This is a genomic window from Nitratireductor sp. WH36-1, assembly GCF_058725515.1.
The window spans coordinates 2,540,354-2,566,919 of record NZ_CM178970.1 but is presented as its reverse complement, the minus strand read 5'-3'; the positions used below and the strand labels follow the sequence as shown (position 1 = coordinate 2,566,919).

The 26,566-nt window shown below is 57.2% G+C and carries 25 protein-coding genes; 12 read left to right on the top strand and 13 right to left on the bottom strand.

The genetic code is table 11. From position 1 onward, the window contains the following. Positions 1-20 precede the first annotated feature (20 nt). From AC4PTT_RS12075 to AC4PTT_RS12050, 6 genes are all read left to right on the top strand, one after another. On the top strand, positions 21-533 hold the full coding sequence (locus AC4PTT_RS12075; protein ID WP_492161235.1) for a phage major tail tube protein: 513 nt from the start codon (positions 21-23) through the stop codon (positions 531-533). A gap of 12 nt (positions 534-545) precedes the next feature. Next, entirely contained in the window at positions 546-824 is a 279-nt protein-coding gene (locus AC4PTT_RS12070) for a phage tail assembly protein (protein ID WP_492161234.1), read from the top strand. A gap of 117 nt (positions 825-941) precedes the next feature. Next, complete coding sequence (locus AC4PTT_RS12065) at positions 942-3,257, top strand: phage tail tape measure protein (RefSeq protein WP_492161233.1); 2,316 nt, start codon at positions 942-944, stop codon at positions 3,255-3,257. After that, a complete protein-coding gene (locus AC4PTT_RS12060; protein WP_492161232.1) occupies positions 3,257-3,688 on the top strand; it encodes a phage tail protein in 432 nt (143 codons plus the stop codon). The genes AC4PTT_RS12065 and AC4PTT_RS12060 overlap by 1 nt, the downstream gene beginning before the upstream one ends. A 3-nt stretch (positions 3,689-3,691) precedes the next feature. Next, positions 3,692-3,904 carry a tail protein X gene (locus AC4PTT_RS12055; RefSeq protein WP_492161231.1) on the top strand — a complete coding sequence of 71 codons (213 nt, stop codon included), beginning with the start codon at positions 3,692-3,694 and terminating at the stop codon, positions 3,902-3,904. Between the two features lie 527 nt (positions 3,905-4,431). After that, positions 4,432-5,781, top strand: a complete 1,350-nt coding sequence (locus AC4PTT_RS12050) for a hypothetical protein (protein WP_492161230.1) — start codon at positions 4,432-4,434, stop codon at positions 5,779-5,781. A gap of 319 nt (positions 5,782-6,100) precedes the next feature. On the opposite strand, the gene AC4PTT_RS12045 is transcribed toward AC4PTT_RS12050, so the two are convergent. After that, positions 6,101-7,315: a hypothetical protein gene (locus tag AC4PTT_RS12045; protein WP_492161229.1), complete on the bottom strand. Its 1,215-nt coding sequence runs from the start codon at positions 7,313-7,315 to the stop codon at positions 6,101-6,103. A gap of 291 nt (positions 7,316-7,606) precedes the next feature. Here AC4PTT_RS12045 and AC4PTT_RS12040 point away from each other — a divergent pair, with 291 nt between their 5' ends. The 6 genes from AC4PTT_RS12040 to AC4PTT_RS12015 all read left to right on the top strand — a co-directional run bounded on the left by AC4PTT_RS12040 (position 7,607) and on the right by AC4PTT_RS12015 (position 12,117). Continuing rightward, positions 7,607-8,749, top strand: coding sequence for a phage late control D family protein (locus AC4PTT_RS12040; RefSeq protein ID WP_492161228.1), 1,143 nt, complete (start codon positions 7,607-7,609; stop codon positions 8,747-8,749). A gap of 31 nt (positions 8,750-8,780) precedes the next feature. Continuing rightward, a complete protein-coding gene (locus AC4PTT_RS12035) occupies positions 8,781-9,041 on the top strand; it encodes a DUF7940 domain-containing protein (protein ID WP_492161227.1) in 261 nt (86 codons plus the stop codon). Positions 9,042-9,267: 226 nt separating this feature from the next. After that, positions 9,268-9,699, top strand: a complete 432-nt coding sequence (nudI, locus tag AC4PTT_RS12030; protein ID WP_299939208.1) for a nucleoside triphosphatase NudI — start codon at positions 9,268-9,270, stop codon at positions 9,697-9,699. Positions 9,700-10,549: 850 nt separating this feature from the next. Beyond that, positions 10,550-11,353 carry a hypothetical protein gene (locus tag AC4PTT_RS12025; protein ID WP_492161226.1) on the top strand — a complete coding sequence of 268 codons (804 nt, stop codon included), beginning with the start codon at positions 10,550-10,552 and terminating at the stop codon, positions 11,351-11,353. A gap of 183 nt (positions 11,354-11,536) precedes the next feature. Then, positions 11,537-11,749: a hypothetical protein gene (locus tag AC4PTT_RS12020; RefSeq protein ID WP_492161225.1), complete on the top strand. Its 213-nt coding sequence runs from the start codon at positions 11,537-11,539 to the stop codon at positions 11,747-11,749. Positions 11,750-11,775: 26 nt separating this feature from the next. After that, the gene (locus AC4PTT_RS12015) at positions 11,776-12,117 is read left to right on the top strand and encodes a DUF1515 family protein (RefSeq protein ID WP_492161224.1); all 342 of its coding nucleotides are present in this window, start codon (positions 11,776-11,778) and stop codon (positions 12,115-12,117) included. Between the two features lie 158 nt (positions 12,118-12,275). Here AC4PTT_RS12015 and AC4PTT_RS12010 read toward each other — a convergent pair whose 3' ends face one another. The 12 genes from AC4PTT_RS12010 to AC4PTT_RS11955 all read right to left on the bottom strand — a co-directional run bounded on the left by AC4PTT_RS12010 (position 12,276) and on the right by AC4PTT_RS11955 (position 26,558). Next, the gene (locus tag AC4PTT_RS12010) at positions 12,276-13,457 is read right to left on the bottom strand and encodes a Fic family protein (protein ID WP_492161223.1); all 1,182 of its coding nucleotides are present in this window, start codon (positions 13,455-13,457) and stop codon (positions 12,276-12,278) included. A gap of 183 nt (positions 13,458-13,640) precedes the next feature. Beyond that, positions 13,641-14,297, bottom strand: coding sequence for an SOS response-associated peptidase (locus tag AC4PTT_RS12005; protein ID WP_492161222.1), 657 nt, complete (start codon positions 14,295-14,297; stop codon positions 13,641-13,643). A 9-nt stretch (positions 14,298-14,306) separates the two neighbouring features. Continuing rightward, the gene (locus AC4PTT_RS12000) at positions 14,307-14,573 is read right to left on the bottom strand and encodes a hypothetical protein (protein WP_297562316.1); all 267 of its coding nucleotides are present in this window, start codon (positions 14,571-14,573) and stop codon (positions 14,307-14,309) included. Positions 14,574-14,616: 43 nt separating this feature from the next. Beyond that, positions 14,617-14,814, bottom strand: coding sequence for a hypothetical protein (locus AC4PTT_RS11995; protein ID WP_492161221.1), 198 nt, complete (start codon positions 14,812-14,814; stop codon positions 14,617-14,619). Between the two features lie 541 nt (positions 14,815-15,355). Next, positions 15,356-15,952 (bottom strand): hypothetical protein, encoded by a 597-nt coding sequence (locus tag AC4PTT_RS11990; RefSeq protein WP_492161220.1) that lies wholly within the window; start codon positions 15,950-15,952, stop codon positions 15,356-15,358. Positions 15,953-15,985: 33 nt separating this feature from the next. Next, positions 15,986-17,797 carry a response regulator receiver domain gene (locus AC4PTT_RS11985; RefSeq protein ID WP_492161219.1) on the bottom strand — a complete coding sequence of 604 codons (1,812 nt, stop codon included), beginning with the start codon at positions 17,795-17,797 and terminating at the stop codon, positions 15,986-15,988. Then, positions 17,790-20,765, bottom strand: coding sequence for an ATP-binding protein (locus tag AC4PTT_RS11980; RefSeq protein WP_492161218.1), 2,976 nt, complete (start codon positions 20,763-20,765; stop codon positions 17,790-17,792). The genes AC4PTT_RS11985 and AC4PTT_RS11980 overlap by 8 nt, the downstream gene beginning before the upstream one ends. After that, a complete protein-coding gene (locus AC4PTT_RS11975; protein ID WP_492161217.1) occupies positions 20,762-21,892 on the bottom strand; it encodes a DNA cytosine methyltransferase in 1,131 nt (376 codons plus the stop codon). The genes AC4PTT_RS11980 and AC4PTT_RS11975 overlap by 4 nt, the downstream gene beginning before the upstream one ends. A gap of 1,048 nt (positions 21,893-22,940) precedes the next feature. Further along, positions 22,941-23,186, bottom strand: coding sequence for a DUF982 domain-containing protein (locus tag AC4PTT_RS11970; protein WP_113154976.1), 246 nt, complete (start codon positions 23,184-23,186; stop codon positions 22,941-22,943). 154 nt (positions 23,187-23,340) lie between these two features. Then, entirely contained in the window at positions 23,341-23,931 is a 591-nt protein-coding gene (locus AC4PTT_RS11965; protein ID WP_113154977.1) for a hypothetical protein, read from the bottom strand. A 227-nt stretch (positions 23,932-24,158) separates the two neighbouring features. Further along, positions 24,159-25,166: a mechanosensitive ion channel family protein gene (locus AC4PTT_RS11960; protein WP_297559209.1), complete on the bottom strand. Its 1,008-nt coding sequence runs from the start codon at positions 25,164-25,166 to the stop codon at positions 24,159-24,161. A 252-nt stretch (positions 25,167-25,418) separates the two neighbouring features. Continuing rightward, a complete protein-coding gene (locus tag AC4PTT_RS11955; RefSeq protein WP_283800400.1) occupies positions 25,419-26,558 on the bottom strand; it encodes a CehA/McbA family metallohydrolase domain-containing protein in 1,140 nt (379 codons plus the stop codon). Positions 26,559-26,566 lie beyond the last annotated feature (8 nt).

The window sequence follows — 26,566 nt, the reverse complement described above, 5'->3', positions numbered from 1 at the left end:
ATCGATGAAAGGACATGGTCATGCCGACCAGCGAAATGCCGCGCTACATCCTGCGCAACTGCACCATCTTTACCGACCGGGTTTCCAAGATCGGCCAGGCCAGCGAGATCTCGCTGCCCGTGCCGGCCGAAAAGCTCGAAGAGATCCGCAATGCCGGCATGGTCATGCCGATTGACGTGCCCATGGGCTATGAGAAGAACGAGGCATCGTTCAAGCTCACGGCTTTTGATCCGCAGGTGATCAGGCTCTTCGGGCTCGCCGTCGGTCAGGAACGCGAGTTCATGGTCACTGGCGCGCTCGCGCATGACGACGGCACGGTGATCAACGCAACCGCCTATATTCGCGGCCGTCTTGTCCGGAACAACCACGGGAGCTGGAAACCGGGAGAAGCCGGCGAGAGCGAGCATTCCATCACGCTGCGCTATTACCGCCTTGAGGTGGATGGCGAGACGCTCATCGAAATGGACCCGTTCTCCGTCTCGATTGGCGGCGTCTCGCAGACGGCTGCCATCCGTTCGGCCCTGATGGTCTAAGGGGAGGGAACCATGACGAAGCCCATCGAGATCAGGCTTTCCCGCCCCTATACGATTGGCGGCAAGGAAACGGACCGGATCACGTTCCGTGAGCCGAAGCTTGCCGATCTTCTGGTCATCGAAAGCGTGACGGCCGACGGAGGCCCGCATGCGGCCACTGCGGTGATGATGGCGCAGCTTTCCGGCGCGACCCAGCCCGAGATCTCCGAACTGTCTCTGCCCGACTACGCGGCCTGTGACCGTGCGCTGCGCCCTTTTCTGGTTTTCCCGGACGAGGGTGGAGACGGCTAGCTGCCCAGCTTTGCCGTGAACTCAACACGCCGATCTCCGAGATCGTGTCGATGCCGCCGGCGGAAGCGCTCCGCTGGCGGGATGCCCTCCATGAACTCCTGAAGCGGACCACCTGAAATGGCGACCCAGACAGCCAGTCTGATTGTATCCCTGCTTGATCGCGTCACCGGGCCCGCGCGCCGCATCGGCGGAGCGCTGGATCTTCTGCAGCGAAAGGGCGCACGAAATTCGTTCTTCGGCGCGCAGCCAGGCGCGGCAGTCGGCAGGTCGGTGCGCAATCTCATGGCCATGGGGGCGGGCTATGTCGGCGTGTCGCAGGGCATCCGGGGAACCGTAGGCGCTGCCATCAAGTTCGAGGAAGCGTTTGCCGATGTCAGGAAGGTTGTCGACGGGACGCCGGGCCAGCTCCAGAAAATCCGCTCCGAAATCATCGGTATGTCAAAGCAACTGCCGGTGACCGCCGAAGGCATTGCTTCCATCTATGCGGCGGCGGGGCAGTCCAACGTGCCGTTGCACGAGCTCGGCCGCTTTGCCGAGATGGCAACCAAGGTATCGGTCGCCTGGGACACCTCCCAGTCCGAAACCGGTGAGGCGCTCGCCAAGATCAAGACACAGCTCAATCTCGGTGTGGACGGGCTGGGGCTCTATGCGGATGCAATCAACCATCTTTCAAACAACACCGCATCTGCCGCGCCTGACCTTGTCGACTTTGCCAAACGCGTGGCGGCAAACGGCAAGATGTTCGGCTACCAGGAGACACAGACACTGGCTTTCGGTGCTTCGATGATCTCTGCCGGCGCGCAGAGCGAAGTGGCTGCCACATCATTCCGGAACATGGGGCGTGCGCTGGTGCGCGGTGAGCAGGCGACGAAGGCGCAGCGGCAGGCGTTCAAGGCGCTTGGCCTTGATGTAGTCAATACTGCAAAGAGCATGCAGAAGAATGCGCTGAAGACGACGCTGGATGTCTTTGACCGGATTCAGGCCCTGCCCGAATGGCAGCGCGCGAGCATCGCCTCGGCCCTGTTCGGTGATGAGGCAAGGGCTCTGCTGCCTGTTATCGCCGATACCAGGGAGCTGCGCCGGCAGCTAGCCCTAGTGGGCACTGAAGCAAATTACTCCGGCTCGGCATTTGAGGAATATCTGGTTCGCTCGGAGACGGCGGCAAATGCCCTCCAGCTGATCGGCAACAAGATCCGGGGTATCGGCATTGGCATCGGTGACAGCTGGTTGCCGACCATCAAGGAGTTTGGGCTCGGAATTGGCGATGTACTCGACACGCTGGACAAGCGGGTTGGTGTTCTCGACCACGTGAAGACATCCGTCAGCGGTTTCATGGCGGGCATCGGGTATGGCGGCACGGGCGGCATTCGCGAACTCGTCAACGACATTGGCGATGTCCTGTTCGGGAAGGCCTTCGAGGGAGAGTTGCGCGATGCTGATGAGCGCGTGATCGGGCTGGCGAAACTCTCAAACCAGTTCCGCGGGATCGGGCGTGATCTGCGCTTGTTCTCCGACAATATAGCAGCCGGCAATCTTGGCGAAGCCGTCACAAGTGTTGGCAATGCGCTTTCGAGGCTGAACGGCGGGCTCACTGTTGGCGGGGCGCTGGTCATCGCTGCAACCGGCCGCGCGCTTCTTGGCCTTGCTGCCGGCGCGGCTTCGCTCGCTCTTTCCAGAACGGGCCAGATATTCCTCGCCGCTCTCGCGATTGCCAAGCTCATCGATGCGGTACAGGGGGCGGAGAGCCTTGGTGCGTTTGTCGAAAACCTCAAGGGATTGTCTGCGCTGGAGTGGGCAGGTTTTGGGGCCGGACTGCTCATCATCGGTTCGCGGATCTGGAGGATCGCGCGTGGGCTGTCTGCCATCAAGAATGCGGGCGGGCTGGGTGCGGCCATTCCGGAAGGTGCGAAACCGGGCACTGCAAGTACCGCTCCCTATGGTCCGCCAAAGTCGAGCCTTGGGAAGGCCGTCAGGGGAGGTGTCAAAGGCGGCTTGGTCGGCGGGGTGCTCTACGCCGCTGGTGAGTATGCGATCGATACCGGGCTCGGCGCGCTCAACAACCGGATCTACACCCCGCAACAGCGTGCAAATGCTGATGAGAAGACCGGTGGGGCAAACGTCTCGACCTGGGAGAACATCTCCCGGCTCTGGGGTAGTCTCAAGGAACTCGACGCCTGGGCCGCGAATGCGAGCGGGATGAAGGCAAATGTTGCGGGTACTGGAGAGGTATCCATAGCCGGACCGGTTGAAACCCAGCCACGTGGCGTGCAGGAGGTTCGCGTCACCAATCCGGCGCCCGCACCCAATGTCTCGATCTCGGTTCAGGTGCAGACCAATGCTGATCCTGACGCCATAGCGCGGGCAACAGAACTCGCCTTCTCGCGCAAATACAGCGAGATCGCCGCCGGCGCATTCTCCGATGGAGCGAATTGATGGCAGGTCCTGTCCCCATGGCCCTCGGGCCGTTCATGTTCCACAGCCTGTCGTTTGGCTTCAACGGCCTGCGGCGCAACCTCTCGACTGGCTGGGCCGACATCGCGACCGTCGGTGGGCTCAACCGGCTGCAATGGACTGGCGGCGACAGTGATGTGGTCGATATAGAGGGGGTGGTGTTCCCGCATGAGTTCGGTGGGGTGGCCTCGCTCGAGGGGATCCGGAGCGCGGCGGTTGCCGGCATGGTGCTCCCCCTCGTTACCCTGGGAGGCAATGTCTACGGGATGCACGTGATCGAAGGCGTCTTTGAAGATCAGTCATTCCATGATGCGACAGGCTTGCCACGCAAGGATGTGTTTCGCATTCGCCTGCGTCGCTATACCGGCGGCAGCTTCTCACCGATCGCAATCATCAAAACCCTGTTTGGATGATCTATGGCCCAGCGTTACGTGACACGGCAGAACGAAATGCTCGATGCGATATGTCGTCGGGTCTATGGCGACGAGAGCGGATATGTCGAGAAGGTTCTCGACGCCAATCCGGGGTTGGCTGCGCTTGCCACGCCGTTACCGATGGGCGTCGAGATCGTTCTTCCGGAATTGGCCCCGACGAGTGGGGCCGTCCCGGTGGTCAATCTGTGGGATTAGGTCGTAACAGCCAGGTGGTGCACACATAGATGGTAGGCTTTAGTCATGCCGGATTCTGAATATAGTGGGAGCGATGTGGATGTCCGCAATGCGGACCTAGCTGCCGTTCGGTATCATAGCGCCAAGTGTCTGCCTTGGGGTGGTTTGCCGATCGACCGCTTTCGGGTGACTTCGCCGGGAAAGCTGCCCTTCATCGGGACCTAGACAACGCGCCCTTATCCCTGCCGTTTATGCAACCTTTGCATCCATCCGGAAGACGCTGCGGCTGACGATATTGACGGTCGCAGCAGCACCACAAGTCGGACGTCATGAGTAGCTCAGCAATGGTGGCTTTCGCCATCTCGAATTCGCTCAGCGGTCCAAGTGCTAAAGGTTGGAAGGCACGATCACGTTAGAAAGGGGACATTTTCAACAGAGGCGCATGGCGGTCTGCAACGTTCGAGAGCGATGAGAGACTACTTCCGCCGATTGACGACAATGATCGTGGGGGCGTATTTAGCAAATAGTGCAGGTTATGGGGGGGGGCTTTGAATATCAATATGTCTTTGAAGTGCGACGAATGCGCCAATCAGACGAACTGTCGTGTCGGTATGAGTAATCGCGACGTGCAGCCTTTGAAATTTTCTTGCAAGAAGTGCGGGACCCTCATTGGAATTCATGTAACTGCCAAGGGCGCAGACACTCTCGACAATCGGGCTATCGCAGCAATTCAAGCAGGTATTAAGCCTAAAGAGTTATATCTGAATCAAGGGGTTAAGTGGACGATTACGAATGCATCTGAAGTTCTCCTAGAAGGGATGTTCGATGCAAATCTAGACTTCGTAGACCTACATTTGGACTTTCCAGTTGTATTTGGAACATACGTTCCAGGGAACACACCCTATTTGCAAGCTATTGGCCGTTCGAGCGCTCGAATGGCTGCCTTCCACCGTGAGAGGCTGGGGTTAATCAATAGCCAGTATAAGAAGTATCCGCAGGTCATCGAGCTGATATCCAAGTATAGAAAGGGCTTTTACGGACCGTTTAGCGATTATGCGAAAAAACGCTTCAAGCTTCAGGTCAAGTCGCAGAAAATGGAGGATATTAATGCCGCTCTCTACACGGTGATCAGCCACTACGTTTTACCTTTCACCTTGCCGGCGGACAGCCAGGTAATCGTTCGGAAATATGTCGGAACCGTCGCCGATCTAGTGCAAAATAAGAAAGCTGCAATGGCCGCATTCCTGCAGGAGCTTTTCGATGCGGACTTTTTGACGAGCCTCCAGCATGATTGCTTGAAAGTCTACAAGCCGATCTTTGACGCCGAATTGCCACTGCGGCCAGCGCTCTTTCTGGATGTTGACGGCACGTACGCTGCGGGAAAAACGGCAATGCGTGTCAGCTCTCAGGATTTCACGGAGTACCGTGAGGTCTACAAGGACATGGCGGAGGTCTTGAGCCGCCAGTTAGTGCTGGTGGCTGGTATGGGTAATCTCATCGAACGTGGAGACCACAACGCCTTCGCGGTGAGGACCAGCAAGCTCGGAAAGCAGCTGTCACCTGCATCGCTAAACGAATATGCCGACGTAGCTTTGGGAAGTAAGCTGCAAGACCTAGACAGTGGATGGCACACTATTGACCCGCTCGCTCATGATAACGAGCTGAGGAATGCCGTCGCGCACAACAAAATTGACTACGACGACGTGACGCAGGTCATCACCTATTACCCGAAACTGGAGGGTATGGAGCGGGAGAAGAAGCGAGAAATCCAGCTTCTCGAGTACATGTACCGCCTGCTGGCGCTTTTCCGCGAAGTGCACCGTCTCCATCACCTCGTAAAATGTCTTAACTACGCGCTGCTTCTCGAACCTAGTGCGAGCATGGTGAAGCGCCCTTGACCATCTAGTGTGCCTGTCCCCTAGAAGCGACCAAGCAGCAAACGGCCCCGGCTCCGCCGTTCCTGGAAGCCAAAGCATGGCCAGTTTCGGGCGACGACGGAAGCACTCCGAACGGCGATGCTGGGGGCGATGGCGGACATACGTTAGATGATCGTTATGGACGCGGCACAGAGTCCGCGGGGAAGGGTGAAAAGCTGAAGGGCAACTTTCTGGTCCTACTCGCGTATGCGGGTCTTCAGCTAGTCGTCGCCACGTCCGCTCCTGCTCCAGCGCGGATCTCCACTTTGCTGCTTGGCGCTTACAGTCTTCTGGCTTCCGTTTAGTAGTCCATGTTTGCGTGGGTCATCCAATCATGGCCCCAGAGCTCGATCCACTGTTCGACGGCGTCTGCTCCCTTGGCTATCGCGACAGCATATTCAGAGAGTGTCTTGTCATCAAATGAGGGATCGACGCCCGCATCGACGAACCGGTGCGGAAATTCCAGCGCTCCCGTCGACAGCATCTCGTGGACTGCATCGAACACCGAGCAGCATTCCTCGAAGCTGTCTACCTTGATGGGGATGAACGAGAAGCGAGGACTGTCGGCAAAGTCCGAAAGATTCGCTGGAACGACTCCGATACCTGGAAGGTGGAAAAACAACGATCCCCCATCGTTTTCGACGCCGCCATGGCTGAGAGGATTGCGCAGCCGTTCCTTGATCCGCCGGAGCTTGCCTAGTGTATCGCCGGCCTGATGATTGTTATTGAGTGGGAATACCGCCTTGAGCTTTTCGTACCATGATTTGCCCAGGAACGCCTCAAGACCTCCTGACTCGAGCGGCTGGCCGCTGAAGGCCCGGAGCAGAATTAGCCTGTGCTCCAGAGCGCTGAAGAAGGCTTCGATCATCGCGGTGGTGAGGTAGTACCCCTCGGTCTGTGCTGCATGCAGGTGGTTTATCACAGCCGAGATCATCCCCGCCGGCAATTCTCCCTCGCTTTTTTTCTTCTTTATTGCTTTTGGAATTTGGGGAAGTTCGGCCGGCTTGTCGGCCTTGGCGAAGGCCATCCCGGCCTTGCCGCGAAAGTAGCGGTAACGGCTTTCGAACTCACCGAAACGGTTGACAATTAGAACGTTGCCCAAACGTGCCTGTTCAACCGCGAACGGCGCCAGAAGGCCTTCAATCTGCCGCATGGCCGCGCCCAACTGCCCGACGATGCGATCGTGACATACCCTGTGGTCCTTAGCGCGTAGGATCGTGAAGCCGAACTTCCTGAGCTCAAAGCCCACTGGTTCACCCAATACGCTGCCATAGACGGTCCAGCGCACCTTTTCGCCGACCCCGCTCCACTGCCAGCCGAGGATGTTGCGGAAAGCGAACAGCACCAATTCCGGTACCGGAAACAGTTCTGCGGGTGGCCGTGACGACTCCATATCCCAACGATCCAAGCCGGAAGGGAAATCAGATGAGAAGCCTGCCAGAGTCTTGCTGAGACGCTTGCGGATCTTCGTCAGCTCCTCATTCGCTTCCGGGTCTTTTTCGGTTTTCTTGAGCATGGAAGATCTCGCATTTCGGCTGGTAATATACGGAGGCGAAGGCCGCTCCAAGCTGTAGCGGATTTACGCTTCTGATTTCAGCCCTCTCACCAGTCTCTCACTGACAGCCACTGGAGCAAGGCCGGCATGGACTCGCGAAGCTGAATGGCGAGTTTTGGGAATTCGCGAGTCATTTTTGAACGGCAGACTTGGGGTCGTAAGCGGATACGAGGAGAGTAGCAGCCGTTTGTCCTCGGAACGGCCTTTCACAGACTAGACCGCTTATGAGTCCCCATTCTGAGGCGCACTGATATGAAAACACCCCGGGCGGAAATCACCGTCAACGGGCGCGCCGTGGCGTCCCTGTTCAATGAGCGCCTCGTGTCGGTAACGATCATCGACAAGGAAGGCGTGAGCTCGGACAGCATTCGCTGTGAGCTCAATGACGGCAATCCCTTTGCCGCAATCCCCGAAAAGGGCGATGCCATCACTGCGCGGCTGGGGTTTCTTGAGACCGGTCTGGCTGAGTTCGGTCCCTATACGATCGACGATCCGGAGATCCAGTGTCTTCCCTACAAGATGCTGATCAGCGGCCGCGGTGCAAATATCCGGGACGACGCAAAGCAGCATCGATCCCGCCATTGGGACAGGCAATCCGTTGGCGAGATCGTTTCGGAGATCGCGGCTGATCTTGGCCTTCAGGCTTCGATCGACAGCGAGATTGGCGCACATGTCTATGAATGGTTCGGGCAACAGGACGAGAGTGATCTGCATGTGCTCGAGCGGCTGGCGCGCCGGCATGATGCCCTGTTCTCGATAAAGGGGGACAGGGTGGTGTTCGCGCGCAAGGGGAGCGGCAGGGCGGCCTCTGGCGGCGCGCTCACTCCTGTTGTGGCAACGCCTGACAACATTGTTGAAGGGACATGCCGCATCACCTATGACCATCGCAAACGCTACCGAAAGGTGCGTGCACGTGTGCAGGACCGCCATCAGGCAAAGCTCCTTGAATTCGAGGTCGAGAGCGATCCGGATGGATCCGCTGACTACACGATGCCGGAGCCCTTCGCGGATGAAGGGGAAGCCCGTCGCGCGGCCGGCGCAAAGGCCCAAAGCCTGAAAAGCGAGACGATGCGCACCCGCGTGACGCTCAATGGCGATCCGACCATCCGTGCGGGGGCGTCGTTTCAGTACAGGTCGGTCAGGCCGGGTGTCGATGGCATTGTGTTCATCATCGAAACCGCGGCCCATCGTCTGTCGAAGGCAGGCTATGTCGTCGACGTCGATGCAAAGCTCAGGCCTTCGTCTGACAGCGGCGGGAACTCCGTCGGCTCTGGCAGTAAGGGGGCAGCCCCTTCGGCTTCTCAGGGCGCTGAAACTGATGGGAACGGAGCCGGGCAGGGGCAACCGGAAGCGCCACCGGTTCCTTCTCTGCCGGGCGGCATCGGGCACGCCTGAAGGCTGATCATCAAGAAAACGAGGCTGTTCAATGCGCCTGCTCCATAACTGGAAGGCGGTGCTTCGCTATGCGTGGAGCATCCGCTTTCTTGTGCTCGCCGCCGTGCTTTCCGGCGTCGAGGTCGCACTGCCGCTGGTGGTCGGGATCATCCCGATCCCCGCAGGCATTTTCGCCGCTCGGTCGCTAAAGGATGCGGATCCAATCCCAGGAGATTTCGCTAACGATAGGTGTTGGCAGCGAGCACCGACGAGCAAGAACGTTCTAAGTCACGTCTTCAAGCTTGGGGCTTGAAGGACGATTATCTCGCTCACCGGCACTTAAGGTGGCAAACCGACGTGATCGCACCATTGGTGTGATCACGTAATCCAAATCGGTCGTGCCCAACGCTCGTTGGACTGTGTCATGTTGTGGAAGGGGGGGGGGCAGGCGGCGATGGTTGCTTGGCGAGTTTTCCTGTCATTGCCAGTATGTGGGAAACGGATATGTTGCTCGCGCAAACAGTTGGATTGAGAGAGCAATGCGCCAAAGAATTATTGTCTGCCCGCTGATCGAGAATGAAGGCGCGTACCTTCTTTGCAAGATGCCCAGTGATCGTGGCGTCTTCCCCGGACAATGGGCGCTTTCAGGTGGTGGCTTGGAGCAAGGTGAGAGCATTTCCGATGGGCTGCTTCGAGAGATCGCTGAAGAATTAGGGTCCGAGCTGGCGATCGAGCACGTGCAGCCGTGGACATTCCGCGACGATGTAAGGACGAAGACCTATCCTGACGGCACATCCGAACAGATCTATATGATCTATCTGATTTTTGACTGCAGGGCGGCCAATCGTAACGTCTCAATCAACGACGAATTCGAGGACTTTGCGTGGGTTCTACCCAGCGACCTTGGGCAGTACGATCTTAATGAGGCGACGCGTGTCACTCTCGCGTCGAAAGGCTTGATAAACTCGTAGTGCGCCACTTCGAATCTATGGCGACACCATCTCCACTACCTGCCAACTGGTGCGCTTTCTGCCGGTCCAGGCTTGGTGTGTGCTGGCTCACTCTGCGATCGCTTGGGGGCGAGGAGCAAAGGCGGTCTATTTCACGTCTTGCGGTTGGTGTCCAAGGGCGAAAACCCTCATCGCCGACAGCGCCAAAATAGTCACTTGTTGTCACAGCGCTATTGGTGTGATCGGTAGTGTCGTTCCCGGTTAACCAGACACTTCGCGGGGCTGTGTTTATTGCCAGTTACTCCAGTGCTTTGGTGATAGCTTGGAGAAGCCTCCTAGAGAATCAATTTCAAAAATGCTTGCGCGCTAGGGTTGTGTTGGGGCAAAATCTATTTGTTAACAAAAAAATCGGTGGGGAATTACAATGGCGATAAGCTCATTTCAGGTGGGCGATCCGATGCCTATACCTGTGCGTGATTTGATACTGATGCATTTGTATGAAGCATTACGAATAGCGACCAAGGATGACTGCAAAGACATAGGGTTGTTATCGTACTTTATTGGAATGAGCGTGGAGGTTTTGGCGGAGAGTTCGCCAAGCCCCAGAGATGTCGGACAGGGGCCCCATTCTTAAAGACTACCTTGGGCTCGTTCGGACAAGTTTGCGTGAATGCCAGGATAGGTAGTTCGCAATAACCAGCAAAAATCTTTGCCGCCGCCGCTCGCATGAGGGGCTCCAGCTCAGCGGTGGCGATTAGTCTTCCAGTCTGCGCTTGAACGCGCATCTTCCCCTAAACCTCATTGCTTAAACTTGCCCCGTGCCCACCGGCGCGGCGCTTTCGCATGGGCTCTTTACCAGAAAGGAAACGACATGGACCGCACCGTGCCTGCTGGCGCGGCGCTGCTGCTTGCGTTCGTCTATGAGACGGAGACCAGCCGCCGCCCGCCTGAATGCTATGAAGTGATCTATGCGCACCGGCAGGATCGCTTGCCGAAGCCGCTCACGCGCATGACTGTTGACGAGGTGATTGCCGCGCAGCGAAACTGGTCGCGCCATCATGGTTCATCGGCGGCCGGTGCGCCGCAGTTCCTCCGCAAGACGCTCATCGGTCTCAAGGAAGAGCTGGGCCTTCGCGGGACGCAGGTGTTCAGCGGAAACCTTCAGGACCGGCTCGCCTATCACCTTCTGATCCGACGCGGCTACCACCAGTTCGTCAATGGCGAGATCAGCCGCACGCAGTTCGGCCGCCGGCTTTCGCGTGAGTGGGCATCCTTCCCCGTTCTGGCGGACACGAGGGGCGCTCATCGCCATGTGAGACGTGGTCAGAGTTATTTCGCTGGAGACCGTCTGAACAATGCGCTGGTCTCGCCTGAGAAGGTCGAGGCAGTGCTGGATCAGGTTCTTGCCGCGGCTCGGAGCGAGGTGTCGGTAGTTGAGAGACTGGTCGTCAAAGACCCGGAACACCTCGACAAGCCGCTGACCAAATCCAAGACGGTCTGGCAGTGGGTCGTCACCTCAACCATTGTCCCGGTGCTGGCCGTGTTCGATGACTGGCGGGTGCAGTTGGCCATTGTTCTGATCGTGGCCGGGTTCGCAGTCTATGCAATCAAGCGGCGGCGTGACATCGCGAAAGTATATCGCTCGATGAAAGTTGAGATGGGGCAGGGCGCGTGATCGGCGTCGACTTTGTGTCGCGTGTGCTGCTCTCGCCGATGGGGAGGGTTTTGGCTGCGGTGCTGGCTGTCTCTGTCATGGCCGGCGGGATTTACCTCTACGGGTACCAGCGGGGCGCTGCGTCGGTTCTGCAGCGTCTGCAATCCGATCGCATCACAATTCTGAAAGATGGAAAGGCCATCGATGATGAAGTTCTTGGCGCTGATGCCGATGATCTTTGCGGCTTTCTTGGTGGCTGCCTGCCAGACGGCGGCGATCGTTGAGCCCTGCGACGTGCTGGTGCCGATCAATCCGGTGCCGGCCACCAACTCTTATCTGGTGGCGAATGACCGCGTTACCGCCATGGCCATCGCGCAGCACCGTGGCCGGTATCAGAAATACAGCTGCGGGAAGTGACCGCATCCAGTTAATAGGCGGGGCGAATGTCAGAAGCTGGCGTTGAGCGGACCCTTGGTCAAATCCTTGGTGAGCTGAAAGGCATTGATGACCGCTTGATGCGCGCGGATGACAGCCGCGCCGTGGTGCATCGCCGGTTGGATGGGATGAGCGAACGGCTTTCGCATGTTGAGGTCGAGGTCGAAGCGACGAAGAAGACTGTCGACCATATCCAGCCAGTGGCAGACGATATGGTGAAGCTTCGCACTCAGGCTGTCGGGGCAGGTACTGTTGGGCGATGGCTCATCCGCATCGGGATCGGGGTGGTAACGCTCGCGAGCTGGGTCGTCGCCGGCTACACTTGGTTGACCGGCCGGCCACCTCCGTAGCTCAATCCATATTCCCCAACTCGCCCCGGCTTCCTTAGTGGTAGCCGGGGCTTGTTCGTCAAAGTGTCTTCCGTCGTTGGAAATGTTGCTGACCTAGAGTGGTAACTCAACCCGCAGGCGTAGTGGGAGTGATCATGGCTAGACTTCAGACGTTAGTGCTAGTCTGAGTTGTCATTCTCATGTTTCCAAGGGAGAAATGCCTTTACGATGTCGGTTCTGGCTCGGATCTTTCTTCCTGCCACCCGCTTGACCAATCCCATGTGTTCTAGCTCGTTGATGTCACGTGTAAGCGTCTTATCTGTTTTGGTGGCATACTCCTTAGCCAAGCTTAGGGTGAGCTCCATGCAGTCGCCAATCCGTACTGAATGTGGCTCGTTCCCAAGGCAAAGGACAAGCTCTCGGCGGCGGTGGTCTGAAGGGCTGTTCTTGCCGCGAAAGCGCTCATAGACGTAGTTTACCCAAGCGACTTTGAATTGCTCTTCTCTAATGTATCCAATTTGCTCGACTAGGCCGTCAACAAAACCTCTAAGAGCGTAGAGGACGAACCCGCGCGTGTCCCCTCCGGTTTTGCTGATTTTGTCAAGTTCCCGATAGTATGCAGTCCGTGTCAGGTTGTAGTGATTGCTCAGCAGATGGCCTGTAGGATGTGGCAGTCCAGCACGTAGGAGGATGTAGTATTCGAGCAGACGCGCCGTTCGGCCGTTGCCATCGGCAAATGGGTGAATCAGCGCGATGTATATGTGTGCGAAAAGTGCGGTCAGTATTGCGGTGTCAATGCCGTCTGATTGTGAAGTTGCTGTTTCAATATGTCGACACATCTCTTCAAGTAGGAAGTGGCAATCCTCTGGCGGTGCTCCGCGGTAGACGTTTCCAACGCGTACGGAATGGCGGCGGATAGTCCCTGGCGTTTCTTCATCTTCCATCTCCAGATCTCTGAGGACCAACGAGTTCAGCTGGCAGCAAAACTCTGGAGTGATTGGCTCGGGACCGCGTGCATTGAGATCTTGGACTATCCCGTTACACGCGTCGATAATGTTCTGTATCTCCTTTTGGAGATACTCTTGTGATGGGGGGAGGCGTAGTTTGCCTTCCACTGCGTCGTAGGCTTGTTCTTCAGTGAGTGTGTTGCCCTCAATGGCGGTCGTTGCTAGCGCGCCCTTTGCAAGAAAGACGCGGTACAGCTTCTCAGCTGCTTCCGGCGCGAGAGGGACACCGCCAATGTGTTTGGCTTTAGAGGTGGCTTCTCCGAGGAGCATCCATATCTGGGGAGTGAATTTGTCACACTCGAGGTCAAATTTGATCCACGGATGTGTCTCTTGATATGTCCGCTTTGCAAGCATTCTCGCTTCTCCCTAAATCCCTTATAATACAAGGGTTCAGATGGTGTGTATTTTTTTTATATGCCTTCGTAGTCCTAAAAAATGTCTTATACAAATCAATATTCGTTTATATTCGCTCCTATCTCCCAGTTTCCCGACCTTCGCGATCGTTTTCGCGTTGGCGCGAGTTTGTTCTGGTCTATTTTAGTCTCCCATTTCTCGCGCATCCACGATCATGAGCTTGTCGTCGGGTAGGGGGCGTTGAAGCTTCTTTGCTTCCTCCCATGGCTCTGTGAGCCACGCGGTCATTTCATCCTCTGTGGTCAGGATAACCGGCATCGCCTTTTTGTGAATGGGCTCTACCACGCTGTTGGGCTCTGTGGTTAGGAAGCCATAGACCTCATGGTCCTCTGGTTCCTCGCGGGCCATACGCTTGCCGTGCCACGGCGTCCAGAGGCCGGCGAAGACGAACAGCGGCCGATCCTCACTCAGTGCAAACCATGCGTTCGGTGTGCGCTTATCGCCTTCCTTCCTGCCGGCAGGGTCGGGCTCGGCGAAGCTCGTGACCGGCACAAGGCAGCGGCTTTGCGGTGAAAGCCATTTGCGCCAGTGGGCGGATGAGGTGTTGCGGATGTTCGTGACGCCGCTGTCGTGCTTTCCCTTGATGAACATGGGCGGCGTCGGCATGCCCCAGCGAGCGCGCACCATCTCCCGCTCTCCATCCTCTCCCACGCGAATGATCGGCGCATAGCGGTTCGGATAGACCTGCAGGGATGGCTCGTTGAAAGCGTATTCCCGCGTCGTCTTGATGAAGCCGCGGATCGCCTGGCGCGTCGTCGTCATGTTGTAAAGATTGCACATTGGTCGGGATCACCTCGGCCATTGATTTATGACCATGATGGTATTGCCACGGGCGTTTTGGCAACTCCTGCAGCGCAGGCGCTGTTCCAGATCGACCGCTGTTGCATCCCGGCCGTAGCGCCGCTCAAGCGCGCGGCGGTCCAGCTCGGATATCGACTTGCAGTGCCGGCAGATCGCGCCGAGCACATAGTAGGGCTGAATGTCCTTCAGCCGGATCTGGCCGTCGCGTGTGAAGAAAACGACCTCGGACAGGTGGAGTGGTTTGAACTGGCGCATCTGGCGGCTCCGCAAAACATGTGCCGCACCATTGTTTCCTTCGTCAGCGTGCGGCCCCAGCGCGCACAAATCCCCAGCTGACAGACCGCTCCAGCGCTTCTACGCGCCCGGCGAGATAGTCCCGCTCTCCCAAGAGCGCGATGACCGCCTTGCGCGGATTGCCTCCGCAGGCCTCGATGATCGCCTCGGCCGCCGGCTCATAGGGATCAGGTTCCGTCTGTGGCTTCAGTGCGTGGTCCACGCGCCATCTCCTGCTTGTACGTAATGAGAATGCCAGATCGTACCGCAGTTGCCCTTGACGAGTCTACATTTTGTTCTCTAAATGTTCGCATTATGGGAATGAAGTCCTGTCGCCTTAGCCGCCTCGGAAACCTGATCGAAGACGGATATCAGGTGCTGATAATCTGCGATGCCCAGATCGGAGGGGAGTGGTGCCGGCACTCTGCCTATCTGGACCTTGACTATCTGAGGCGACGGTTCGGCTTGGAGTTTGAAGTCATGCACCATACGGTGGCGCCGATGTTGCGGTGCTCCAAGTGTAGTGCGAAGGGGTTACCTTACCGTGGACCGATCAGGTTGCAGTTGCGCGTACCTGAGAAGCCGGTCGATCACAGGTCTGATCCCTGGATGCCTCCACCGGCTGAGTGAGAGATATTCCGGGATTTTGCGCCACTTATCGGGCCACTTATTGTGCCACAAATAATCTCTGGCCGGAGAAGAATTCAGCAAAATCAGAGGCCCCGTTGCGGGCGTGAAGCAACCCAACCGTACCATATTGGCGCTTAAGTTAATGATGATGACGATGAAATTTCATTGCTAGGTGTCGTTGCCAATTTTGGCAGTCCCAAGAGCTTCCTGGCAAGCCGGTGGAAGTTCGGCAGGTGATCGACGAATGCCTCAGCGTACCCTTCATTGAAGACCAGCCCCACCTCACTGCCCATGGCCTGCGGGATGATCCGGTCCATGGTATCGGGAGATGCGGTGAAGAGGATGTTGGGCACGTCGCTTGTGTGCACCGAAGTGCCAACGAAGCCACCATTGCAGGAACTAATGGGCGTCCCTCCAAGAGCAGAGATGGTCATGACCAAGCCCGCGACACCGGGATCCAAGAAAGAGGTCAGCCCCATTGCGTCGAAGTTCCCCTCGACGATCTCTTCGGCCTCCTCGGTGTCCCAACCGGCTTCGGCTAGATCGGCAAGCAGTTGAGCCTCCTCCTCAACACACTCGACGGCCTCGTCTATCGGTACGCCCCGATAGTCGGCATAGGCGTGGTTCAGGTAGATGCCATCCTCGGACGAGGCTTGCTCCTCATCCAAGAGGCACAGCTCGCGGATACCTTCATCCCAGTGGATTTCCACACCTGCGCTACGAAGCGGCATTCGTCTATCCTCAAACAGGTTGGCCAGCAAGCATCACTCGGCCGGCGCAACGAAATCGAGGCCAATTCTGGTGAATTCGACGCCCAATTTCTGGATCAGGTTTAACGCATACTCATATCGCAACTGGCCGACCAATCGGGCCTTGACCGGTTCGACCCGCATCTTCTGCTCTTTGCCGGAGAGGTAACTGAGCTCCAGCTCGGCAGTCCGGTCCTCGCCGATCTCGAACTTGCCATAGTCGGCGGCCATGAACAGTCGCCAGACGGGGGAACCGAACTCGCCACCGCGTGGGTAGACAGTGTACGTCTTGATGGCGTCGTCCTCCTTGAGGAAGATCAGCGTGTTCGAGTTCACCTCGGAAACGGTAAACTCCGGTCTCAGAGTCAACCTGACCGCGACGAATGGCTTTACGGATGCCGACTTGGAATTGCGGACGGCGGCCGATGTCTTCTGCATCGGCACTAGGTCACACGATGGCGACAGGCATACCCACATCTCCTGATCGATCCGGAAGATGTGGCCTGGATGAAGGTGCCAACCGGAAAGCTGCTTGGTTGATATGTGGGCGTTGTAGTGTGCCCGGGCCTTTTCTCTCCCCGCTTTGGCGGTGGACTTGATGGCATAGTGCTTGGAGAACCCCGACAGCCTGGAGTTGGACTCGCTGGGGTCCGCTTCCAGCACCTTGAGCCCGAATTCGACCGCTTCTGTTCCGATCAAATCGAGCAGCCGCTCGGTGTGCCGAGCAGCGTGGCTCTCGAGCAGGGTCTTTCGGCGATTTTTGCGCGCGGCGGGCGTATTGTCCAACGGCGTGGTGCGCAGTTCCTGATAGTACTGCCAGTAGGCGTGGTTGTCGCTCAGGGCATTGTCTTCGGCCTCGGCACCTTGCTTGCTGATCTCAGCGCGAATGCGAGAGGACATGAGCCTCGATGGGGACGGACGCCAATCCTCGATTGCAGCCTGAAGGATCTTTAGCAACTCGGTGTTCTTCTTGTGGGCGAAGGCGATGAAGCCGCCATTTGTCCGAATCCATGCCTTGCGACGGTTCCCCGGAACGCTCCACCGCAGGTCCCTGGGCGACGCCCCATAAGAAGCGACCTTCTTGTCGTGCAACGACATGCCCCATTGCATTACCTTTAGGCAGTTGTTGATGTTCCACTGCGCTGCGTCGGCAATGTCGCGAAGCTTCGCCATCGTCGGCGATGACTTCAGGAACTCCACCTGCTTGCCTCCATCCAGCACGTAGCGCTGGAGAGCGACATAAACGGTCGCATTCAAGGTTCGCTTCAAGTCGTCTAGAATGTTCGCGAAGCGCTCGTCGTCGCTATCCTCCAGTTCCTCGATCAATTTGAGGCCTTCGGCCGCCCTGGTGTCGGAGATGTTAAGTGGCGTCAGTAGTGACATCAGGATGGTGTTGAACGGATCGAAGAGATCACCGATGGCAGTATGGATAATCACCAAATTGAAGTGATTATTGTTCAGCAGATCGCCGATCATCTTAGATGCAAGGACGCCATGGGGTTCATTCTTCTCGAGCTGGTAATCGAGCACCAATAGGTCGGATTGATGCAGGTAACTGCCGATCTCGTCGTTGTGCTGGCCGTCATGGATGTCCACCGTCAGCGCTGGCGACATCTTCCTGAACTGTTTGACGACCTTTAGAATCTTGCTCTTGGGCGTCCAACGGCTCCTGTCGGAGGCGTTGTAGCCCTCTTCGCTGAAGATCTGCTCCCAAGTGGGGTACTGATCGTCGATTATCAGCACCGACCTAATCGGGTCGATAAAGGCCTGCTTGACCAGATCCGAAAACGTAAGCTTGGGTTCCCCCACCGCTACCAGCTCAGTCATCGATATTCGCTCCCCGGAACTTCATTGCGAAGTTCGCGCCGGACAGGATTTTCCTGTCGACGTCCTGTACGTAAGCAATAGTGTGCCCTCCAGCGGCCAGATTGGCCTGCGATAGATACAGGCCTACACCTCGCCCGCCCTCGATCTTCCTGGTGAAGAACAGTGAGAACAGCCGTTTGAAGTCAATCTCGTCCACGCCGGGTCCGTTGTCGGCCACGATCACCTCTCCATCGCGGACATCGAATACGATCTTCGGATCCTCTACTCGTGCGTTGATCAGCCAGTAGATGCTGTTGTTCACGAGGTTCACAAACACCGGCAGCAGCCTTGATAGCTGGTCGAACACGCTAAATCGCCGAAACGCCGGGGTAGCGATCAAATTTATACCATTGGCAGCAAGGGTGCGGCCGAAGAAGTCCGAGACGTACTGATGGATGTAGTCGCCACCGATATCTCGGGGAGGTGGGCGGCCTGCGATGCGCAACGGCGCGAAGAAATCGAGCATGTGCTTGAGGCCAGCGTAGCCTGTGGCGAGCTGTATGAGGTCCTTGTCCCCATCCAGTTTCTTTCTGAGCCGCTGGATGCCATCTTCGATGACAGCGTCATGGGAATGAAGCTCATGGTCGAGGAATTCGACGGTAATGCCAAGCTGTGCCAGCCCATTCAGGCGGTCCACGGTACTGCGAAGTTCGCTGTTCTCCTCGCCGCTGAGAATAGCGATCGCCTGAATGTCGATGCTTTCCTTGAGATTCTCCAGGGCCAAGATGTAGTTCTGGAACAGCAGTTCGTTCTCGCCTTCGATCCTGTTCTTAGCCTCGATGACCGATCTGGATGCTGCCGTCAGCGATAGCCTGCCACTGGCGGTCTGCTCTATCAGCGGCATAGTCTCTTCACGGAGGAGCTTGTTGCGCTCAGCGACGAGATCGCCAATGCGAACGTGTTCCGCTTCCTGCAGTACTCTAATCTCCTTCGCCCAGCGCGTAACACGAGAGGTGAGTTGGCCCTCGTTCCGCTGGATCTGCTTGAGCACGATTTGTTCGGGCGAGGGGGGCTGGATGCGGTCTGCGGCGCGGGCAATGCTGGTGGAAAAGTCCGCGATCAGTTGGTTTAGCTCAGTCATAGACCTGCGATAGGACCGATATTCGTCCTCAAGCGTGCCGAGTGGTGAAGGAGCTCCTGGCAATCGCAATTCGGCAATGCTGGCCTGAGCCGCCTCCAGTCGTTCCTGGGCAACTGAAATGTCTTCGGCGACCTCGATTTTTGTCGCGGCAATATTGGCACGCACCTGCTCCGATACAGAAGGCAAGCTGGCTGTCCGTGCTCGCAGGCTCTTCCGAAAGTTCTTTCGTTGCTTCTGGCGCAGCTTGTTCTGAGCCTCCTTCGCCTTAAACTCGGCGAAATTGCGCTGTGTCTCTCTGGTTTCCGGAGCGCGATCGGCGGATCCTGACCCGAAGTAGTCGGATGCAGTCGACTTCAGGATATTGATGATGATTGTCTTGAGGGACTTGGCAGCCTTGTTGACGATGAAACCTTCGCGACCAGCCTTATCCTTCAAGTTGGGATTGTGTTCGCGACTTATCGCTATCCGGCCGAATATTCGTCGAGCGTTCCAATACTCCCGTCCGGCGTTAACGCTGCGTCGCTTCTCGATTTCAAAGAAGTCGTTGTCCACGCGGCCATAAGGCAGAACCCGCAGGCCGTTCCGATAGATCATAAGGCCAGCGTGCGAAGAGGAGTGCTTCTTGAGGTCCTCGTAGTCAATCGGGGTATGGGTTGAGTTCTTCGGATCCTGCTCGAAGGTCGCGAAGTAGATATCCACCGGCCCAAGCGAGGTACTGGACCCAGTGGGCAGAACGAACTCCTTGGGCGGCCGAATTTCGTATTCGTTGCCGATCTTACGCCACTTGCCGAACGACTTAATCTGGCCTCTGAACACGCCGTTCTCGTCGATGCGGCCGTCGACTATGTGCTCCATCCGGTCGGTGAGCGATCGGTTGAATTCGGCAGCGGAGCCAATGATCTTGCTCGATTGTCCTCCGGAGGATACGAAGACACCGTATTCGAACTCGGTCCTCGATGCGTTGATCTCCGGACTGGCGGGGTCGTAGAGCGGGTCCACAAAACTTCCCAAGGTCGTCTGGAAGCGGATCTTGTCGTCCTGCGCTGTGGCCAATTGACTATTTGCAGGTAGCAGAGCGGAAAACTCGTCGCTGGCACCTGACACAACCATGGCGGTGCCCTTGTCGCTGGTTCCGGTCCAGACACTCCAAGGAGCCAAGTATTCGTCAACAAATTCGAACGACCTGCAGGCCGCCACTATGGATTGCGACGGCGTGATCTCGCCGCTCTTGCTCTTATCGGCCTGCACGGCAAGGTCATAATTGGCCCAGGCTCCGACTATCCTCGTGGATCGATCGTCCGACTTCCCCGTCCCAAGAACGTTCTCGAGCAACGCATCGGCCATCAATGGCAGGAATTCGGCAATCTCGGAAGGAGCGTCGAACTCGATCACCGGAATCTCGATGTCTGTCAGGATCAGAAAAGGGTTTTCAAAGAGCCTCCAATCGATCAACGCAGCAGCCATCTTCTGCTGCTTGCGCTTGGTCAGCAGCAGCATCAGGGGGCCGAGGTGTGCAGAAGAAAGCCGGCCGATGCCCTTTTGGCCTTGACGCGTTCTAGGCTCTAGTCCGTCACGATCCTCGTCCGATCGACCGTCGTCGAAAAGCTTGGACTCCGTACCAACGACAAGCCATCGGTCTATAAGTTCATCAACGTTCATGCCGTGGCCGTCGTCTGCGATGGTCACGACCAGCGGATCGCTGTCGAAGATGGTCAATGATGCCGACCGAGCGTAGGCGTCGTAGGAATTCTTCCACAACTCGGAAATGGCCGTAGGCACGTCGGCAATCTGTTCGCGCCCGAGGTGGTCGACGGTGCGAGCCCTTGTCTTGAAGCTGACCGTCTTCATGCGTGCATCAACTCGCCAATCTTGGAGGCGCTTCCCTTGCTGGTTGCGACCATCGTCACCTGCGATTGTTGGTGCAGGAGAGAACTGATATGCCGAATAAGGGCCTCACCGAAAGCAACGGGGACCGCGTTCCCGATCTGTTTGCCAGCAGCCATTAAGCCGCCGTAAAATACATAGTCGTCAGGGAAGGTCTGGATGCGTGCCGCTTGGCGGGCTGTTATTCCATGGTGGAGGACCGGATGCACGAAACGGCCCTTGGACGGGTTTATGCAGGCAGTCGTCATTGTGGGCGCGGGCTTGTTCGGGTTGATACGACCGTAGACGTCTTTGTGCCCATCGTGATCAACATGGCATGCGAGCACTCGACCTGAATCTTTGCGGCTGCCGCCATTTGCAGGCGTGCGCTCAAACGCAGCGACTAATTCCGGTCCATGTTTCATATGCACGCCGTTGACATCGCCTTCGGGCATGTCTTGGAAGGCGGACTGGCAGGGCGTCCACGGCCTAAGGCCAGTCGTGATCGCTAACTCCGGTGCACAATGTGTCGCTTTGGGCGGCCATATGAAATCGTTCAGGTAGATGTCCTCGCGAACGCCCAGTATGAAAACCCGCTGACGACGCTGCGGAATTCCATAGTCCCGAGCGTCCAGTTTGTGGGGCTGGTAAAGAAGGTACCCGCTGTCACGCGCCTGACTGTAGAATTCTTCGAGGTAGCTTTTGTGCCTCGGCCACAGCATGCCCGGCACGTTCTCCATAAGAAACGCCTTGGGCCGCAAGCTACGCACGAACGCAAAATATTCGTGGATCAACGCATTGCGCGGGTCGTCAACACCAGCATCGTTGATCCTGTGGGTCGAGAAACCTTGGCATGGGGGGCCGCCCAGTAGCAGATCGCAGTCGGATTCTGAAAAATGCTTCAGGGCTAGATCGGTCGCGCTTAGCGCAGTAATATCTTCGTTGTAGACGACGACGTTCTTGCAGCGATCATTCGCGCCGATATTGTTCTTGTACGTTATAGAGGCGTTCTTGTCGAATTCGACTGCGAATACGATCTCGCATCCCGCCTGCACTGCGGCTAGGGAAAATCCGCCTGCGCCAGCAAATAGGTCTACCACTTTGAGTTTCATGCCAGTCAAAATATTTTACCGTCCCAACATCATGGCATAGGTTTCCGACGACATGACATCCATAGTGGCCGGACCATAACTTACAATAGCGTAAAACAGAATAGGTTGCCGCTTTAATACACCCACTTCTGGTGTTGCCTGGGAATCCAAACGCCGCGCACGATTTGGCGAGTGCAGTGAACAAATGCACACGATGGACCTGTAATACATGCAGGTGCGCGATACCCCACCGTCCGCCATCCGTGGGGGGCGTCCGGAAGTAGATAGTTCGTTTTCGTCCCCCGCTCGACCGTTTGATACGACTGCACGACTCGAAATCGATTTGGCGGTGGTGTGATTGGTGGCGCCTCCTCTGTGGACGTGAACGTCACAAGAACAACCGTGGTAATTTCCGTGGGACTTTTGCGCCCACCAGTGCCACTGGGCGCTGATTGTTCTGTTTTTGGTTCATTCGCCTTTGCCAAATCAGAACGGAAACACTAGGGGGCGGACTTCGGAGCGTAGCGCAGCCTGGTAGCGCATCTGGTTTGGGAACTGAGGTTCCTGCTCTGAATTCTCAAAATACTATTCGGTTTTGGCGATATGTATTGTGTCCCGCAGCAGTTTTCGTAGCACGGTCAGCATAGGCCTTGCTGGACAACTCCAGCGCAAGGCGTAGATCGTCCTTCGTGATGTGCGCGTAGCGTGTTGTCGCAGCGATCTACGTATGGCGGATCAGTCGCTTGTGGCTTCCAGGCTTACGGTCGCGAGCGTGAGCCTGGCTGCCGTTATATGTTGGAAAAGTGCGGGAACCTCATCGGAATCCCTCAATTATTTCAATGGGCTCTAAACCCGGGTGCGGGGAGATAGGTCATTGAAATCATGCAGCCTTGATACTTTTCTCGACCGCACCAAGCTCTCTTCCGAGAAAGCTGTTCCTCCCGGTCATCTTCGGAATGTATCGCGCACAAAGCAGCGAACGCTTAAATTCCCTCAGAGTTTTAGACGTCTTTAGAGCAAGCCGCTCTTGCTGTCCGGCGCTTTGCGTCTCGACCCCCGCAGTCCACCATCACGATGTCAGCACGCGTGCTTCCGTCGCGGCGGTGAGAAACGCCTGCATTGCCGCATCGCCGGTCGCTCTGCCATCCATGGCGCGCTGGCAGACGATCAGCGCTTCCCGGTGCGCTTCGCTGCCCGGTTGCCGCCAGTGGCCGTCCAGCAGTTCCAGAGCCTGTCTGGCGCTCGAAATGTATCGAATATCGCCCGTGATGCATTCTGCAATCGGTACGGGTTTGGAAAACCATCCTTCATTCATTGCCGGCTCTCCCAGCCTGTTGAGGCGGGGATTTTACCACATGGAGAAGGGAACACGCGCCTGCATCACCGAGATGTGAAGTGGGCGAAAAGTCAGGTGGAAGGCCCATGTTCATCGCCGCAGGCGTTTGTAAAAGCACTGCGCTTTTAAGGTTTTAGGCAAGAACCTGGAAATACTGGATGATCCAGAGGACCTGGATTGCCAGCGCTGCCGTCACGAAACTGAGGTGGAAGCGGCGGCTTTTGACGAAGATGGCCACGATGGACAGGGTGATCATCACCGCCTGCCGCAGGGGATATTCAGGCCCGAGGTTTTTGAAATGCTCAACGCCCTTGGCCAGCGTGTCGATGATGTCCACCGCATAAAGCGCGGCCAGAAGCGCAAAAAACCACGTCTGCCGCGAATGGAAGTAGTCGGCGAACCCCGAATACTCCTTCATGTCGTCGGGAAAAAGCAGCGCGCAGATGAAGAAGAACAGCGCGGCATACATGATGACGAAGATGTAGTGCTCGAAGGTCCAGTGCGAGATGTAGATCAGGCTGAACTGAAACCACCAGAAGTGCACGACGGCCAGAAACAGGAACAGAACCCAGCCGATATGCACCGAATAGATGCGGATCTTGCCCGGATGCTGAACGAAATGGGCCAGGCCGTTGAGGAGCCGCGCGAGGCTCAACCCCATCACAACACCCAGCACAACGCGAATATGGATGAGCTGATCGGTGTTGGGGATCGACTGCTCCATTGCGCGCGCCTGCTCCTTCCATCAGCCGAATCGTCAGGCCGGATTGCTTTAACTCATAAGCATTGCACTATCGGTGAAACGATTTGGCAAGCCGCGCGCCGGATTCCGGCCGGGGCAGGGCGCATCGAGAGCACATCAAGGGAGCATCAACAGCGTATGGAAGGGGGCGCGCCGCAGGCGGCGGTCAGCCGGAAACGGGCGCCCTCTAGAGGTCGATGCTCCTCGCGTTACCCTGCGGCCTCGGCCTTCTCTATCGAGATGACCTGCTTCGGATCAGCAAAGTCAGCACCATTGTTATGCACGATCTCGATGATCTTGAGATACACGTCCTGCTGGACGTCCAGCCACTCCGCCCAGTTGGTGGTCTTGGTGAAGCAGTAGACCATGATGTTCAGCGAATACTCGCCAAACTCGTTGAAGTAGATGAGCAGGTCCTGTTTCAGGTCGATGCTCGGATTCCCCCGCAACATCGCCCGTATGTCCGTGATGATGGCATTGATCTTCGCCGCATCCTCGTAGCGCACATTGATGGACGTGCTGATCCGCCGGTTACGCATCTGGCCGGGATTCTCGACGCTGATCGATGAGAAGAGCGAATTGGGAACGTAAAGCGGGCGGTTGTCGAACGTCGTTATGCGGGTCATGCGCCAGCCGATCTCCTCGACGGAGCCCTCGATCTGGCGGTCGGGCGAGCGGATCCAGTCGCCCAGGTTGAACGGGCGGTCGAAATAAAGCATCACGCCCGAGAAGACATTGCTCAGAACATCCTTGCCGGCAATGCCGATGGCGATGCCGCCAAATCCGCCAAAGGCGAGCAGGCCGGACAGGCTCAGCCCCAGATGCTCGCCAAAGAGCAGGACGAGCGACAGGACAATCGCCATTTTGAGAACGCGTGCAACACTGGTCGCCGACGTTCGGTCGCTGCCTTTCTGTACCTGGGCATAGGTCAGTCGGTTGATGAGGTGAAACATCTCCTCAATCACGGCCAGGCCGATCGCCACATAGGTCAAATCGTCAATAAAATCAGGCTGTATCAGTGTCACTTTGTAGTGCACCAGCAACTGATCGATGACCGTGTTGACGGTCAGCAACAGGCCTGTGACCGACAGCAGATAGATCGCATGGACGACGATGCTGTGCGACCATTTTCCATTCCTGCGCATGCTATAGAGGCAGCCGAGTACAACGGCCGAAAAGGCCACGATCAGACCCAGATCGATCCAGTAGAATGTCATGCGATCACCTCGCTGTTGTCCGCAATGTGCAGGCAATGGGCGCCGCATGCAGATAAGATCGTCATATTGCCCGTGAACACGGCCCGGCGCGCAGAACGCGCCGGCTCAGGTGAGCCAGGCGCTTTCCAGAAATCACGCATCTGCCCTGCCGTCCATCGGGATTCTTGAAGCGGGGCCGCAGTTGCCGGCCCCGTTTCCTGTCTCGCCCGCATATGATCGCTTTCTTGGCGAGGCTGCAGGCCGGGTGGCCCGTCAGGGGCAGAACACCGCATTGGTGAAGGCCTGCCAGCCATCACTGTTGGTGACCTCGGCGCGCACATAGAGGTCGTCGGGCTTGCAGCTATACTCGGGTGAATAGCTGTCATCCATGGCGAGAACCTCGCCATCGCGGCCGATGAAGCGTGTGCGGTAGCTGGTCGGGTTGAAGTCGCCTTCCTTCAGGTAAAAGCCATGCCAGCCAATGTCGCTGGAGGCCGGGTCCAGCGTGATGGAGAGCCTGCCTTCGCCCATCTGAAGGTCGGTGAAGGTCACGCCTGTGGAGGCATAGAAATGCCCCTTGTCGAGTGCGGCCCGAATGGCGTCGTCGCTCAATTCATTCGCGAACACATACATCCAGACCCGGTCGGCAAGGGCCTGCTTGCGGGGATTGTGATGGTTCGGGGCGCTTTGCTGCGGGAAGTGGTGGCTGTCATCCGTTCCCCAGCCGAAAATCTGGCGGCCGGTGGACAGAACCTCGTCCCAGATCTCGAAGGTCGAGGCGTGCCCGTTTCCGCCAAAGTCGTTCATGCCCGGCTCGCCATTGCGGATTTCGACATGGCGGCTGGCCATCGGGTCGGTTTCAAGAATGTCCTTGGCGGTGATGCTGTAAAACATGTTGGGGTGCGAGATGACGGGAATGCCGCCCGCGGCGCGTCCGGTTTCGGCCTGCGCCTTCAGCACCGCCGCCGTGCTCCACGATGTGTCGCATGGAACCTCCAGCTGGTCGTCGCTCGGCAGGCCAACGACAATCGTGTCGATCACCCCATAGGGCGGTTCGCCCACGGGTTCGCAGTTGAGTTCGTTGCCGGCCATTACAAGCGTGCGTCCCGGGCGGTCCCAGTAAGGTTTCACGCCTTCGAAGACGGGAGTGGTGTAGTTCAGGTCGGTGAAGGAAACGATGTTGTAGTCCCGGCTGAAATAGTAATTGAGCGGGACATCCGGCGGCGTGGTGGGGATGAGGTCGGGCAGGCCCCAATTTGCGTGAATATGAAACTGCGCCTTGAACCATGAGCCATCCTCGGGGAAGGCTTCAAGAAACTTGTTTGGATCTGTTTTTTCTTGCGCGAGGGATAGCGCGCTCCCGCCAGCCAATAATGCGGCGGAGAGAATCGTAAATCCGAATAGTTTTTTCACGTTGAATT